The organism is Exiguobacterium sp. EF_C8, assembly GCF_054956715.1.
Genome location: NZ_CM143264.1, coordinates 905,911 through 921,848, shown reverse-complemented (window position 1 = coordinate 921,848; position 15,938 = coordinate 905,911). Strand labels below are relative to the sequence as shown.

Below are 15,938 nucleotides of genomic sequence, written 5' to 3'. Positions count from 1 at the left end.
TTAATACTCCTCTCTGAAGCGGCGTGTGATCCAGTTCGCGAGTAAGTTCATCAATAACGTAAAGACGAACAAGAGCGTACCAACCGCATAGATACTGTAATATTCAACTGTTCCAAATCCAGCATCGCCTAAAGCGACCTGAACGATATACGCAGTCATCGTCTGGACCGGCTCGAGTGGATTAACAGCAGCTGTCGGATTCGAACCACCAGCGATCGTCACGATCATCGTCTCACCAATTGCCCGAGACATTCCGAGTACGATTGAAGCAATGATTCCGGACAAGGCAGCGGGAACAACGACTTTTAATGCGACTTCAAGACGTGTCGAACCAAGAGCAAGCGCACCGTCACGAATTTTTTTAGGAACAGAGCTCATCGCATCCTCAGAAATCGAGGCGATCATTGGAATGATCATGATACCGACGACGATCCCCGGACTGAGAGCATTGTAGATTTGAATGCCTGGAATTAATTTAACGAGTAGTGGTGTGACGAACGTCAACGCGAAGAATCCGAAAACGATCGTCGGAACACCAGCTAAGACTTCTAAAATTGGTTTTAAGATACGGCGTGCACGGTCTGACGCATACTCACTTAAATAAATCGCAGACGTGAGGCCGATCGGCACGGCAACTAGCATCGCAATCACGGTAATCTCAAGTGTACCGACGACAAGCGGCCAAATCCCATACTCTGGTTGAGAGTTCAGTGGATACCAACTCGTACTGCCGAAAAATTCCTTGAACGGAACGACTTCAAAGAAATGCTCGGTTTCAATGACTAACGTGAGAATGATGCCGATGGTCGTAACGACCGAGACGAACGCACACAGAAATAAAACGATCGGCATGATGCGTTCCATGACGTTTTTCACACTGAATTTTTGCTGTCGGTTCTGTTGAATCAGCTCGCGAACCGATTTATTGGGTGTTGAATTCATCCTTCTTCGCTCCCTACTCCTTCTTGACATGAGAACGGGACCCAACCGGTACAGACTTCCCCGGTTGGGCCATCCTCATGACTCGATGATTATTTCATTGCATCTTCGATTGCTTTTGTGTTTTCATCGTAACGATCTTGTGGCATTTTGATATAACCGACTTCTTCAGCTAAATCTCCAGCGTTTTCGTTCGTGAATTTCACGAAGTCTGCCACCTGTTTTTTATCGTTCAATGATTTGTTGTTGACGTACGTGTAGATTTCACGTGACAGCGGGTAAGATAAATCCTTGATTGTTTCTGGTGTTGGATCGACAGCATCTTTTCCTTCAGCTGAAAGTGGTACTTCTTTTAACTTATCTTTATTTTCAGCGTAGTAGGCATAACCGAAGTAACCAATCGCACCTTTCGTTCCTTCAACCCCTTTGACGAGTACGTTATCGTCCTCAGACAGTTGAACGTCTTTACGCATGTCTTTCTTCTCAAGTACTTTTTCAGAGAAGAAGTCGAATGTTCCTGAATCTTTCCCTGGGCTGAAGAACTTCAGTGGTTCAGCCGGGTAAGAAGAATCAACATCTTTCCAAGTCTTAACGTTTGGGTCGAGCCAAATCTTTTCGAGTTGATCAAGCGAGAGTTCTTTTACCCATGTATTATCTTTGCTGACTGCAACAGTTAGACCATCATATGCAAGTGAAAGTTTTGTATATTCGATGTTGTTCTTTTTCGCTTCAGCTGCTTCTTCTTCTTTAATTTCACGCGATGCGTTCGAAAGATCCGTTTCACCGACGACGAAGCGTTTGAATCCGCCACCCGTACCAGAGACACCGACTGTGACATTTACGTCAGGTTGTTCCGTTGAATATTCTTCACCGACAGCTTCCATGATCGGGAAGACTGTAGAAGAACCGTCGATTGCGATTTTCCCTTTTAAATCAGATGAACTAGCAGAACCGCCTTTATCGTTACCACATGCTGCCCCCACTACTGCGATTGATGCTACCGTTGTAATGAGTGCTGTTTTTTTCATCCAAGACATGATTAATTTTCCTCCTCGAAAGTATGTCGCTGACGATGCTACGACTTTTTATCCGTTTTCCTTACAAGACTTATACTACGGATGAACTATTAAAACGAAATGAATCCAACGTAAAAGAATTGTAAAGGCGTGTTTTTTAGTGTTTACAATTCGAAATCCATTACAAAAAAAGGTCAATACAAACAAAAAAAACGAGAGTGATTGCTCACCCTCGCTTAGTTTCTAGTTAATTTGGCTTAGTCTGCCACGGTACGTCCTTTACGTTGAAGTACGCTTTGACAAGATCATGACCGATTTTCGAGTTGACAGTCTCTTGTTCCATATAAGGAAGGAACACGGCCCACGCCATCTCTGGATTGTCATACGGTGCCCAACCGACAAGATTCGAGTTCAATGAACGAACCGGTTGCCCGCTTCCGTCACGTAAGGCGATTCCGTCATCCCCATAGACGCTGACCTGTGCAGTACCTGTTTTTGCTGCAGCATCGATTCCAGTTTGTGCGATAACTTTGGCTGTACCACGCTCACCTTTTACAACACGGTGCAACCCTTCCCGGACATGATCAATATTATCTTGACTGACTTCAATCCGGTTCAGATAATTCGTTTTAAAGCTGTAATCGACTTTTTTCGTACCCTTTTCAATCGAGTTCGACGCCAATACTTCTTTTAAGAAGTGAGGCTGAACTCGATAACCACCGTTCGCAAGTGTTGAAATGTACTGCGCGACTTGAAGCGGCGTAAAGGCATCGTACTGACCAATGACTCGGTCCATCAACAACGTGACACGGTCTGGCGTCCCTTGAACACCTTTTGCTTCGTAAGGCAAATCAACACCTGTCGTCACCCCAAGACCGAACTGACTATAGTAATTCTGCATGATGGCAGCTGCTCCATCCACGCTCGCACCAGCAATCCCATTGCTCGGATATTTCGCCATCCGCATCGCAATGTTAAACATATAGACGTTCGACGAGCGCTCAAGCGCCGTTAAATCCGTAATCGGTCCCATGTTAACATATGATCCTTTTTTTGTACCTCCGATTGTGATCGGCGCATCGTTGATGACTTCGTTTTGACGAATGACACCTTCCTGTAGTCCCATCGCAACTGTCGCACCCTTGATCGTTGAACCGATTTGAAGAGACGTCAAGACATTATTAATCGCTACATCCGTGAACTTCCCAGTCGAAGGATCAAGCTTTTGACCTGACATCGCTAAAATCTCACCAGTTTGTGGATTCATGACGACGGCATATCCTTCTTTTAAATAACGACTACCCATGCCACGACCCATTTTGATCGCTTGTTGCATGATTTGATCTACTTTTTTATTGTATTCCGCATCAACGGTTAGAACGAGGTCCTTCCCGGACTCGCCTTCTTCACGTTTTGGATCACCGACCGGTTCTCCATTAAACGTTTCGTACACATCGTATGCCGGTTTCCCGCGCAGAAGATCTTCGTACTGTTGCTCAAGGAACGAAGTCCCGACACGATCATTCAAACTATATCCTTTTGCTTTGAACTCCGCTTGTTGTTCTGCCGGAATCTTCGAGTACTTTCCGAAGATGTTTCGAAGTGTTCCTTCATACGGATAAGAGCGTTCGTAAAACGGTTCAACCGATACACCTTTCAAATCTTCTAAATTTTCATCGATGATTGCCATCTCTTTTGCAGACGCACCGAGCTTGACGAGTTGTGGATCAAGCGCATAACCGACTTCCATGTTATGTTTGATCGCAATGACTTCCATCGTCTTATCATCGTAATCAATATCTTTTTTCGTGATCGCATCCAGGCGGATTTGATCTTGTTCCGCAATCGAAAGCTTACTTTGTGCTTCCGTTGAAGGATACTTCTTTTTCACTGCTGCTTGGTAACGACGATCCGACTCTTCCGTGTTCGTCGCGACCCAAAAATCCTTGATGTCACGTTCCGTGACTTTCCAGTCTTTTTTAGGCAGATCAATGATTGCTGCGAGACGCTGCGCGATTTCAATACGTTCATCTACTTTCGTCGATTGTGCGCGACGATATACAATGGAGTATTTAGAAATTGTATCGACAAGTAGACGACCATCCCGGTCATAAATCTTACCGCGTGGTACTTCATACTTTGATGCAGTCATCTCCGTTTTTTGGACTTCCCGCGAAATTTTTTCACCATTGACGATTTGAACGACTCCTAGACGGAAAATCAAAATCGCAAACAATAAAAAAACGACGAAGAACATTAAATTCAGACGAAGCGGCAGATGATTACGCCGTCTTCCTCGTACGGTGATTCGTTTAGCCATGGCGTACTCCCCTATCGTTCAAAAGTCATCTTGTTTCATTATATAGAAGGAAACTTTCCATAACAACCTATCCCATGATTTTCCGCATTAAAAAAAGCGTATCGTTCACAATTGAACGATACGCTTCTTTCCATTACTTCGCGTCAGCGTAAAGCTTCGCTACGTGGTCCCAATCAACGACGTTGAAGAATGCATTGATGTAATCCGGACGACGGTTTTGATAGTTGAGATAGTATGCATGTTCCCAAACATCAAGACCAAGGATTGGCGTTTTGCCTTCCATGACTGGTGTATCTTGGTTTGGAGTCGAAACGACTGCCAATTTCCCACCGTCAACGATCAACCAAGCCCAGCCAGAACCGAAACGAGTTGTTGCTGCTTTTGCGAACGCATCTTTGAATGCATCAAATGATCCGAATGCTTCGTCGATTGCTGTTGCAAGTTCCCCTGTTGGAGCAGCGCCATCGTTCTTCTTCAACAATTTCCAGAAGAATGAGTGGTTCCAGTGACCGCCACCGTTGTTACGGACTGCAGTTTGAATGTTTGCTGGGAGAGCATCCAAGTTTTGAAGAAGTTCTTCAAGTGACTTTCCTTCATGTTCTGTACCCTCAAGCGCCGTATTCACGTTCGTGACATACGTGTTGTGGTGTTTCGTGTGGTGAATCTCCATCGTACGAGCATCGATATGTGGCTCAAGCGCATCATAAGCGTAGCCGAGTTCTGGTAATTCAAATTTTGACATGTTCATGTCCCCCTTTGTGCTATTTTCGAAAACTTCAATACCCTTTAAGACTAGCAAAAGTACCTGTGTTGACGCAAGTCAAGACCCTCGGATTTACTCGACTTCTCGCGGAGCAAAAACAGAGACGCCTCCGCCCGGAACCGGGAAGACACCAAATCCTTCTTCGTCAATCACGACTGGATGATCTTGATGGTTTGTATAGTCGAACCATTCTTGACCCGCACGCTCTTCACCGACGAACATGCGTTTCTCGCACATGTCGGCGTTCGAAAGCAACACGGCACAACCTGAGTTCTCGATTTCATCGACACCAAGACGAACCCAGCCTACACAGTGCGGGTCATCAAGATAATCCTGTTGTTCTCCGTATGCTTTATGATAGCGCGTATAGAGCAGGGCATTGATCATCTCTTTTTTTCCTTCGACAGGGGTCGGTCCTTGGACGCCATAGTAATCCCCGTAAAAGACACATGGATATCCGTCCTTACGTAACAAGATCGATGCATAGGCATGTTGCTTGAACCAGTCATCCACCCATGATTCTAGCGACTCGCCAGGCTGTGAATCGTGATTGTCGACGAACGTCACGGCATTCGTCGGATGCGACTCGACGAGCGTATCCGCAAACAATGTCGTTAAATCAAATTTTTCTCCCTGCTTGGAAGCTTCATGGAATTTATAATGAAGCGGAACATCAAACAAATCAATCGTGTAGTCGACACTGTCTAGGAAATGACGGCAATCGTCGAGATCTGACTTCCAAAACTCGCCGACCATGTAAAAATCGCCTTCGCTGCTTTCCATCATCGATTTCGCGAATTCACGGACAAATTCATAGTTGATATGCTTGATTGCATCAAGACGGAAGCCTTGGCAATCGATCGTGTCCTTGAACCAGTGTCCCCAACGGATCATTTCTTCCCGTACCGTCGGATGATTGTAGTCGATGTTTGCAAACATGAGGTAATCATAATTGCCGAACTCATCATCTACTTGGTTGTTCCAATCTTTATTATTTCCGGAAATCTTAAAGATCCCTGTTTTTTCTTCGCGCGCGTCAAAATCCGTTCCATTGAAGAATTCGTGTGTCCAGACGAAATCCGAATACTTTCCATTACGACCTGGGAAAGTAAACTTCGTCCACGCATCGATTTCAAACTCTTCTGAAATTTCTTTCGATCGGTCTTCTGGATTGACTTCCACTACTTTAATCGTTTCGAGTTCGTCTGCTGCAGCTTTATGGTTCATGACAACATCCGCATAAACAGCGATATCGTTCTCATGGGCAACTTCGATTGCTTCGACCAGTTCATCCTTTGTGCCATATTTCGTCCGGACCGTTCCTTTTTGATCGAACTCGCCTAAGTCATAGACATCATAGATGCCGTATCCTGTATCTTCATCCGACTGACCTTTCGATGCTGGTGGAATCCACACGGACGTGATGCCAGCAGCACGCAATTCAGGCGCTCGTTCTTTCAAACGTTGCCAGTGCTTTCCATCATTCTCTACATGCCACTCGAAAAACTGCATCATCGTATGGTTACGTTCCATCTCTCTTCGCTCTCCCTTAGTTACTATAGTATGAATATTATTACAATACCTTTACTATTCCCCGAGCGAACAAAAATAAACGCTTCCCGTTTGCAACGAGAAGCGTTCAACCAAATGGACCCTGCAGGACTCGAACCTGCGACCGGACGGTTATGAGCCGTCAGCTCTAACCAGCTGAGCTAAGGGTCCTTAAGTAATAGTAGCGGCGGAGGGAGTCGAACCCACGACCTCACGGGTATGAACCGTACGCTCTAGCCAGCTGAGCTACACCGCCATGATGTATGTTTCTTACTCTTATTAGATTACGAGATGTGACGAAACTTGTCAATATGCTATTTCAAAAAAATAAACAGCTGATTTCATTTTTTTCGAAATCAGCTGTTTTAAAATAAGTCTACGCTTAGTTCATTAATGCTGTCCGCTGTTCAAGGACGAGATCCGTGATGTTCACAGCGTGATCGCCGATTCGTTCAAGGTTTGAAAGTAAGTCGACGAAGATCATTCCCGCTTGTCCTGTACATTCACCAGCATTCACGCGAAGTACATGCTGTTTACGGAATGAACGTTCGAATGCATCAAGTTTCCCTTCAAGTTCAAGAACTTTTCGTGCCCGCGTGACATCGTCTTCTTCGACGGCGCGAATCGCACAAGCGACGATTTCTTGTGTCAGGACATACATCTCATCAAGCTCTCGCTTCGCAGATGTGGTGAACTGAATCCGGTTGACGATCTGGAAGTCGATTAATTCAACGATATTCTCAACATGATCACCAATCCGCTCAAAGTCATTGACGGCGTGCATCAATAACGAATGATCGTTTGATTCACGTTCTGATAAATCATGTGCTGCTATTTTAACAAGATAACTCGTCACTTCTGTATTCAGGTAGTTGATCGCATATTCAATCTGCTCGGATTCTGAAACATCTTTTTTATCATGCGATTGCGTGTAACGGTGTGCTTTTGCAAGTGCGTCTTTTGAGAATTCACCCATACGCAAAACTTCAAGTTTCGCTTGGTTTAAGGCAAGCGCAGAAGATTGATTTAAGATGTTTTGATCGAGATGACGCGGTTTTGAATCGATCGTCGTATCCGTACCTGGTACGATTTTTTGAACGAGCCATGCGATTTGTGCGATGAACCAACATTGAATCAATGTGTTGACGACATTGAACGTTCCGTGTGCAAAAGCAATTTGCATTTTCGGTTCTAAACCAAGCGCGTCTGTAATCCATGCGATGAAGCTTGAGAACACTGGTAATGCGATCAAGAACAAAATTGTTCCGATGATATTGAAGATGACGTGTGCGGCGGCTGTCCGTTTGGCTGCGATCGACGCACCAAGTGCTGCAAGTACTGCCGTAATCGTTGTTCCAATGTTATCACCGAACAAGACCGGTAGTGCCGCTTTGATATCGATCATGTCACCAGCATACAACTCCTGTAAGATACCAATCGTCGCAGATGACGACTGAACAAGAACTGTAAAGATAGTTCCGACGAATACACCAAGCAATGGGTTATCCGACATCGAGACAGTCAACTCTCGGAACCAGGCACTTGATTCGAGCGGAGCCATCCCGTCCCCCATCAATGTGAGACCGTAAAACAATGCACCGAAACCAAAGAAAATCTGTCCGATATACTGAACACGTTCTTTATTGAAGAAGAAGATCAAGAAAGCACCAATGGCGATTGCCGGAAGTGCCGCTTCTTTAACATTGAACCCGATGATAAAGGCCGTGATCGTCGTACCGATGTTCGCTCCCATGACGACACCAATTGCTTGTCGTAAATTCATCAGACCTGCACTCACGAGCCCGACGACGATGACAGTCGTACCGGATGACGATTGAATCAATATCGTGACGACGATACCTGCTAAGATACCTAATAGTGGATTCGTCGTATACTTATCGAGGATATAACGTAATCGGTCTCCCGCTGTTTTTTGGAGACCATCTCCCATATACTTAATACCGAAAAGGAAAATCCCAAGTCCACCGATGAAGGTAAAAATCATTTCCTGCAAATCATAGTTCATCTTGCCAGCTCCTTTATTTGATGTGGATTGATGTGTTTGTAAAGTTTATTTTTTCGACCCCCCTATTATGTAAAGGTCTAATGAACTTGTAAACAGTTTTCCCGACATCCAATTGTTAAGGTTTTATTAATCTGTACCACTACAATAATTCCTTTATTTATGAACAAATAGACAAACCAAAAAATCTGTTATAAAACAATGGAAAGAGTGATATTCTTGTCTTTTTTACGTCAACTCATTAATTACTTACAAACTTCATTAATTCCAAACCGCTCGTTTTTACGACTTCGTCTATCAGATGTTTCTTTGTATTTCTGTGGATTGGCTTGGATTTCACTATGGACGACGATCATCGATTCCTTCTTTTTACAAAAAAATATTCCAATCGTGATTTGGTTCGTTCTCCACTTCATCTTCATCGCTATTGCGGTCTTACTGTATTTGCTCTTAATGGCATATCTGACGAAAGGATTCGTTCGTCTGTTACTCCCCCGTCCATGGGCATATCGTCAGACGTTCCCTTATACGGTTGCAACGAATCTATGGACCTTCCCCCTTGGCATGCTTCTTTACCAATTGGGGCATCATCAAATAGGAGTTGCTTTACTCATCCTCGGGCACTTCATTTACACGTTGGTGCCATTATGGATTGCCCGTTCCCCGAAACCTCGCGCGTCACGTAAATCTCGATGAGTATCAAAATCAGGCGTCCGACGGATTGACGGATGCCTTACTTTCATTAAACAATTGTAAATGTTCGATTTTCGTTCTTGTTTCTCGATTTTTAGGGAATAGTTCGATATGATAGAAAAGGTAAACATAAACAATATGGCGGTATGCCACAAAAGGAGATTTTCGATATGCCGAAAATGGTCCATCGCTCTAAGACTCGTCCCGTTCGTGTAGGGGACCTTGTCATTGGTGGAAATAATGAAGTCATCATCCAAAGTATGACGACAACTAAAACACACGACGTCGAAGCGACAGTCGCTGAAATCCTACGTCTTGAAGAAGCTGGTTGCCAAATCGTCCGCGTCGCTTGTCCAGAAGAACGTGATGCGCTCGCACTTGCAGAAATCAAAAGCCGAATCAACATCCCGCTTGTCGTAGACATCCACTTCAACTATAAACTCGCGCTCATGGCGATCGAAGCTGGCGTCGATAAAATCCGGATCAACCCAGGTAATATCGGTCGCCGCGAAAAAGTCGAAGCCGTCGTGACAGCAGCAAAAGCGAAAAACATCCCAATCCGTATTGGGGTAAACGCTGGTTCACTCGAAAAGCACATTCTCGAAAAATACGGTTATCCAACAGCACGTGGTATGGTCGAAAGTGCCTTGCACCACATCAAGATCCTTGAAGACCTCGACTTCCATGACATCATCGTTTCATTGAAAGCATCAGACGTACAGTTGGCGCTTGAAGCATATCAACTTGCTTCTGAATCGTTTGACTATCCACTTCACGTAGGGATTACGGAATCGGGTCCACTTCGTTCTGGTTCATTAAAATCAGCAGCAGGACTTGGAGCGATCCTCTCACGCGGAATCGGAAATACGGTTCGTGTATCTCTTTCAGCGGACCCTGTCGAAGAAGTAAAAGTCGCAAAAGAAGTCTTGAAATCATTTGGTCTCGCAGCCAACGCCGCGACATTGATCTCATGTCCAACATGTGGTCGGATCGAAATCGATTTGATGTCGATCGCTGCAGAAATCGAAGACTATATCGAAAATATCCAAGCGAACATCAAAGTTGCTGTTCTTGGTTGTGCAGTCAACGGTCCTGGTGAAGCACGTGAAGCCGATATCGGTATCGCCGGCGCTCGCAACGAAGGATTGTTGTTCCGCCACGGAGAAATCATTCGTAAAGTACCAGAAGCAACAATGGTCGAAGAATTGAAAAAAGAGATCGATGCCATCGTCCTCGAAAAACAGGCTGAAAAAGAAGCCGAAAAAGCAAATCACGTATAAGATAGGGGCTCCTCTTTCATGAGGAGTCTTTTTTCGTATCTCGATTTCGACTATGTTATACTAAGTGAAGAAAAATTCTTAGAACGTGGGTGACTGTAAATGAAAATTGGAATCGACATCGATGGAACGATCACACATCCATCCTCTTGCTTCACTTACATGAATAAACATCTCGGAACGTCGATTGACTTCAATCAGGCGTCTGAATATGAATTGCATACGTATACGGATATGAATCAAATCGAATTTTGGGACTACATGGTGAACTCCGGTCACGAGTCAGGAATTTATCGTGAGTCCATCCCTCAAGAACATGTTCGCCACCACTTATGGAATTTGCGGAAGCAATATGATCTCCATTACGTGACAGCACGATCGGAACTCGTTCGTCCTGTAACTGAAGAGTGGATCAAACAACATGAACTTCCTCTTGATTCCTTAATCATGACGGGATCACACGACAAAGTACAAGTCGTCCGTGATTTATCACTCGATTTGTTTATGGAAGATCGATTAGAGAATGCTGTGCAGATTGCAGAAGATACATTCATCCCTGTGATTTTGTTCGACGCACCTTATAACCGTAAAGCCGTACCGAATAATGTTATTCGTGTCGCTTCATGGAATGAGGCTGTTCAAGAGATTCAAAAATTTGCACCGATTCGTTAAAACAGCCGATTAGGCTGTTTTTTCCGTTTTTCATGTTATTGAACTCTGAGATATCTTACAATGATTTTCGTTTTAAATTTTAAAATAGGAAGTGCTTCATGATGCTTGCTACAGTGAATATCTTTTTTATTAATATTTGTATTATTTTTCTCGTTTCTACGTTCGCCTTTTATCTGCTTCGTGATCGTTTACCGATTCAACCCGACTCGATGATATCTACTCGGCTGTATTTTGGTTTTGCTAATGGGATCACCGGTATTCTTCTTATGCATCATGCGATTGATTTAAACGGCGCACTGATTGATTTGCGTTTGTTACCTCTCGCTTTATCCGCTTTATTCGGTGGTAACATCAGTATCACAGTGACGGGATTAATGCTTTTGATTTATCGTTTTTTAATCGATAATGGCGATTCTATAAATGCCTTACTTAGTTCTGTCATGACGCTACTCGGTTTTTTGATGCTGTCATTTATTTGTCGTCGGTTCATTACACGGCAAGGATATTTTTTTACCGCCATCGTGACAGTCGGCTCTCTACTTGTTCTTTGGCGACTGATTACGAGTAATTCCCCTGTAGATGCCTGGAGGACGATTTATATTCCTTATTTCGTCTTAACGATTGGCGGAGCCTTTTTGTTTTATCGTTTGTCACTACTCCTGCAACAACATTTTGTTCTTTACTCTTATCAATCCTATCTCGCTTCGACCGATCAATTAACAAGGCTTGCGAATCGACATGTCATTTTGGAAAAGGTCACGACGCTTGAAAAAAACAGAGCTTCTTGGGGCGTCATCTTGTTTGACTTAGATCACTTCAAGAGTGTGAATGACACGCATGGTCACGCCGACGGCGACGCCGTCTTGCGCCATTTTTCGATTGTATTGAATGAACATTGTCCCGCACCTATCACGGTTGGTCGATATGGCGGTGAAGAGTTCATCGTCATCATTCCAGATTGTGACCTTTACGAACCTATTCATTTAGCAGAAACAATCGTGGCAGCCGTTCAACAAACGCCATTTGTCATGCAGGATCACGCTGTATCGATCACGGTATCTGCTGGAATTGCTTACGCTCATCATCAACCCGCTGAAACGGTCTTCAAGCAAGCAGATATTGCTTTGTATGAAGCAAAAACACAAGGTCGAAATCAATATCGACTGTACCAACTGTATGAAAAAGCCACTTCTCTCCGAAAGGTTCGGACTGAAGTGGCTTTTTAGGGATTAATGAATCGTTCCTTCATTCGTTTTTTGTAGTAGACAGATGATTTCTTCGAGTGGTACCGGTTTAGCGAAGAAGTAGCCTTGGAACAAATGAATCCCGATTTCTTTGGCAATGCGTACTTCTTCTCCCGTCTCTACCCCCTCGACGATACATTCGACATGCATCGACTGACTCAATTGAAAAATCGACTCAAGGATCGATTGTCGTTTCTCTGATGCTCCGATTTGTTCAATGAATTGCTTTGGAATCTTTAATTGACGTAACGGTAATAAACGTTCGAGGACGTGATACGAGGCATGACCAGTCCCGAAATCATCAAGAGAAACTGGAAAATCGAGTGTTTTGATGCGCTTGAGCGCTCGATGAATCGATTGACTCTCAAAATCAAGCGACTGACTTTCCGTGATCTCGATCTTAATCTGTTGCGGCTTTAGTGCATACTTGAGTAGCGTTCGTTCAATGAATGGCATGAATGACTCACTCGTCAATTGTCGTGGCGATACGTTAACCGATAAGGTAAATTCATCCGGAACGAGACCGATCAATGCTTTACGCGTCTTACACCCTTCCTCAAAAATCCATTCTCCTAGACGAATCATCAAGTCACTTTTTTCAGCAATCGGGATGAAGACGGATGGTCGATTAGCTCCTTGCAACGAGGTCTTCCAGCGAACCAATGCTTCAAGACCAATGAATTGTTCTGATCGAACATCGTACTGCAATTGATAGACGAGGTAAAAGTCCGTTTCAATATTAGCCTGTGCTAATGATTGTGCTGCTTTGACTCGCAATTCTTGATCCTTTCGCCAGGCTTGGTCAATGCACATCACACGTTCATTTTGTTGAGCGGCTTCCTGTAGCGCAGTCAATAACTGCTGTACTCGACGCTTCCGATTGTCCGTCGCCCCTTCTCCATTATCGATGACGATGGATATGTTGACGTAGACATGATGCCCTTCGATTTCGTAAGGTATGGAAATTTCTTGACTCAATTTTTCCATCGCTTCCTTACATGCCACCTTGTCCGGCTTTTTCATGACGATCAATAACGTTCCTGCTTCGATTCGAGCAAACGCTTGATAAGGAGGTAGTTTTCGCTTGAGCCGTTCAATACATGCTCGTAACACTTGTGACTGAATGTCTTCTCCAAAATACCGTGCCAACTCATAATAATTTTCTAAATGAATCCCGACGAAAATGAGCTGTTTTTCAGGTCTTGGGAAATCGACTTCGTTCAATCCTTGACGATTCAAAACACCTGTTTCTTCGTCACAGCGTGCCGTATCGTGTAGTTGTATCGCCAAATCATTCAAACGATTTAAATTACGGATATGCAAGTGATTGATGACAAGGGCGATGGAAACACCAATTATAATCATGCCAATTCGTCCATAATGATCAGTCGGATCAATTTTCACCGTCACGGTATCGGCATTCCACATGACGTAAAAACTAGTTGCGATGGCAATGATGATGGCGTACCACATCATGATTCGTTGATACGAAATCAAAGCGATCATTAAAAACAAAAAACTGCTAGCCCAAACGGTGACCGCCACATAAGGTAAAAAACTAATCGAAGTGATTGGAACAACGAGCAACATCAAGGACAATAAGTGGGTTTGCAACACCACGTCCATCTTACGACGACTGATATAAAAAATAAAAATCCCCATGAGGACTAAAAATGAAATAATGACAGAACGACTTAAATATGCATTCTTTATCGTCTCTTCCGTCGTCGTATAAATGATTAAAGCGCCAACAAGCATCATGAAAAGGGCAAAATTTCCGATCCACCATTGTTGTTTCCGAACAATGTCCTCCATGTATTTCCCTCCCTTCCATTAGTTTTTTCGTATATAGGTTTCGACATCGCTTGATGATACTCCTATCGTATCGAATGTGTCAATTCTTTCCTAAAAAGAAAAGTCTTCCCTCATACATGTCGTGGAAGACTTTTCTCTAACATTTATTGTCCTATAACCCAAATCGTCCTAACTCTTCGATGACATCCGTTGCTAACAAACTACTTGGATGTAATCGTCGTTCAACTTGTTTTGAAGCACACGCATACCACTCCGCTCCTAGCGCTAGCGTTTTTTCGACATCTCCTGATGGATGTTGCGCAAGGAGACTCGTTAAAATTCCAAACAAGGTATCCCCGCTTCCTCCCTTTGCGAGACCACTCGATGCACCAGAGATGACAAACCCACCTCCATTTGGTTTAGCGATTAAAATGACATGGGATTTCAACACGACAGTTACTTGATGCAAGACGGCATACTCAGTTGCTTGACCGAATAGATCATCTTGAATACTTGCAACAGTCTGATTCGTCATCCGAGCGAATTCGCCAATATGCGGTGTGACGATGATCGGCGCGGTTCGTTCTGGGTAACTTTCTTTTATTAGTGCTCCGGCATCTAATACTACCGGTAAATCACTCTCAAGTAGATGATCCACCCATGTTTCGGCTACTTCTTGCGATAAACCAGGACCGATTCCAACTGCTGATATGGAAGATAGCACGTTCTGAATCGCCGGTAACGTCTGGTCCACGACCATCGCTTCCGGTGCTTGGACGACGATCCCCTGTTTCGCAAGTGACGTCGTCGCGACTTGTAGTTTACCGACTCCCGTTCTTAGGGCTGCCCGTGTCGCAAGTTGAATGGATCCCGGCATCGTGTCACTTCCTCCAATCAATAATGCCGTTCCGTATGTCCCCTTGTGACCGTATGGTTCCCGCTTAAACAAGGAAGCCAGATCCTTCGGTGAGACGCGCCATTCACCAAAAGCCGGTAATCCGATATCTAGCGTTTCTGATTCTCCATAAAACGGTGCCGTCCGTATCAAAAAGGTAGATCGTTTCATCGCATGCAATTGAAATGTCGCATCTGCTCGAATCGCTATCTCTTTGAATCCTATAGTATGGTCCGTTGGCACACCGCTCGGTACATCTATTGCATAGATGCGTGCTCCTTGCTGCTTTTGTTCCGATACGAATGTACACTGCGCCTCGAATTCCGGATTAATCCGACCTGGATCAAATCCAGTACCGTATAAGGCATCCAAAATGACATCATATCGACCACATGGTTTTTCGGCTACAAGTCCGAACGCTTCTGCATAATGAGTATGAATCGTTGCAATATCCGAACGACTCTTTCCAAACGGAGTGAATAGCGTGACATCGAATCCGTCACGTATCAGTTCGCGACCAATGACATAACCATCCCCACCATTATTGCCGGTTCCACACAAAATTAGTATTCGTTCCCTCTTCGAATGGCGCGTTTTAATCTGTGTTGCGATCTGACTTCCGGCTCGCTCCATTAACACCTCGAGCGGTAGCCCAGATGTCCGTGCCCACTCATCAATTTGTCGTGCTTCCTGTGTATCATAAATCATCATCTCATCACCTCTGTTCGACTATTCCCGTTTTAATCAGGAC

12 protein-coding genes and 2 tRNA genes are annotated in these 15,938 nt (G+C 44.2%); 4 read left to right on the top strand and 10 right to left on the bottom strand.

The genetic code is table 11. The features are described 5' to 3' along the window. The 8 genes from pstC to ACY2IG_RS04710 form a co-directional block, all read right to left on the bottom strand. The gene (gene pstC, locus ACY2IG_RS04745; RefSeq protein ID WP_035409160.1) at positions 1 to 942 is read right to left on the bottom strand and encodes a phosphate ABC transporter permease subunit PstC; all 942 of its coding nucleotides are present in this window, start codon (positions 940 to 942) and stop codon (positions 1 to 3) included. Positions 943 to 1,031: 89 nt separating this feature from the next. Further along, positions 1,032 to 1,976 carry a PstS family phosphate ABC transporter substrate-binding protein gene (locus ACY2IG_RS04740; protein WP_035409162.1) on the bottom strand — a complete coding sequence of 315 codons (945 nt, stop codon included), beginning with the start codon at positions 1,974 to 1,976 and terminating at the stop codon, positions 1,032 to 1,034. A gap of 226 nt (positions 1,977 to 2,202) precedes the next feature. Continuing rightward, positions 2,203 to 4,275, bottom strand: coding sequence for a peptidoglycan D,D-transpeptidase FtsI family protein (locus ACY2IG_RS04735; RefSeq protein ID WP_056060174.1), 2,073 nt, complete (start codon positions 4,273 to 4,275; stop codon positions 2,203 to 2,205). A gap of 133 nt (positions 4,276 to 4,408) precedes the next feature. Next, positions 4,409 to 5,017, bottom strand: coding sequence for a superoxide dismutase (locus ACY2IG_RS04730; protein WP_035409166.1), 609 nt, complete (start codon positions 5,015 to 5,017; stop codon positions 4,409 to 4,411). 93 nt (positions 5,018 to 5,110) lie between these two features. Further along, positions 5,111 to 6,571: an alpha-amylase gene (locus tag ACY2IG_RS04725; RefSeq protein ID WP_056060171.1), complete on the bottom strand. Its 1,461-nt coding sequence runs from the start codon at positions 6,569 to 6,571 to the stop codon at positions 5,111 to 5,113. A gap of 115 nt (positions 6,572 to 6,686) precedes the next feature. Then, positions 6,687 to 6,760 (bottom strand) — tRNA-Ile (locus ACY2IG_RS04720). A gap of 11 nt (positions 6,761 to 6,771) precedes the next feature. After that, positions 6,772 to 6,845 (bottom strand) — tRNA-Met (locus ACY2IG_RS04715). 126 nt (positions 6,846 to 6,971) lie between these two features. Next, on the bottom strand, positions 6,972 to 8,615 hold the full coding sequence (locus ACY2IG_RS04710; protein ID WP_035409170.1) for a Na/Pi cotransporter family protein: 1,644 nt from the start codon (positions 8,613 to 8,615) through the stop codon (positions 6,972 to 6,974). Between the two features lie 207 nt (positions 8,616 to 8,822). Here ACY2IG_RS04710 and ACY2IG_RS04705 point away from each other — a divergent pair, with 207 nt between their 5' ends. The 4 genes from ACY2IG_RS04705 (at position 8,823) to ACY2IG_RS04690 (ending at position 12,480) form a co-directional block, all read left to right on the top strand. Beyond that, the gene (locus tag ACY2IG_RS04705) at positions 8,823 to 9,308 is read left to right on the top strand and encodes a hypothetical protein (protein WP_056060164.1); all 486 of its coding nucleotides are present in this window, start codon (positions 8,823 to 8,825) and stop codon (positions 9,306 to 9,308) included. 167 nt (positions 9,309 to 9,475) lie between these two features. Further along, positions 9,476 to 10,585: a flavodoxin-dependent (E)-4-hydroxy-3-methylbut-2-enyl-diphosphate synthase gene (ispG, locus tag ACY2IG_RS04700; protein ID WP_035409173.1), complete on the top strand. Its 1,110-nt coding sequence runs from the start codon at positions 9,476 to 9,478 to the stop codon at positions 10,583 to 10,585. 99 nt (positions 10,586 to 10,684) lie between these two features. Continuing rightward, a complete protein-coding gene (locus ACY2IG_RS04695; protein WP_231496878.1) occupies positions 10,685 to 11,254 on the top strand; it encodes a 5' nucleotidase, NT5C type in 570 nt (189 codons plus the stop codon). Between the two features lie 98 nt (positions 11,255 to 11,352). Then, positions 11,353 to 12,480, top strand: coding sequence for a GGDEF domain-containing protein (locus ACY2IG_RS04690; protein WP_462618413.1), 1,128 nt, complete (start codon positions 11,353 to 11,355; stop codon positions 12,478 to 12,480). Positions 12,481 to 12,483: 3 nt separating this feature from the next. Here ACY2IG_RS04690 and ACY2IG_RS04685 read toward each other — a convergent pair whose 3' ends face one another. Both ACY2IG_RS04685 and ACY2IG_RS04680 read right to left on the bottom strand, forming a co-directional pair. Next, complete coding sequence (locus ACY2IG_RS04685; protein ID WP_462618412.1) at positions 12,484 to 14,313, bottom strand: bifunctional diguanylate cyclase/phosphodiesterase; 1,830 nt, start codon at positions 14,311 to 14,313, stop codon at positions 12,484 to 12,486. 151 nt (positions 14,314 to 14,464) lie between these two features. Next, positions 14,465 to 15,895, bottom strand: coding sequence for a bifunctional ADP-dependent NAD(P)H-hydrate dehydratase/NAD(P)H-hydrate epimerase (locus ACY2IG_RS04680; protein WP_035409177.1), 1,431 nt, complete (start codon positions 15,893 to 15,895; stop codon positions 14,465 to 14,467). Positions 15,896 to 15,938 lie beyond the last annotated feature (43 nt).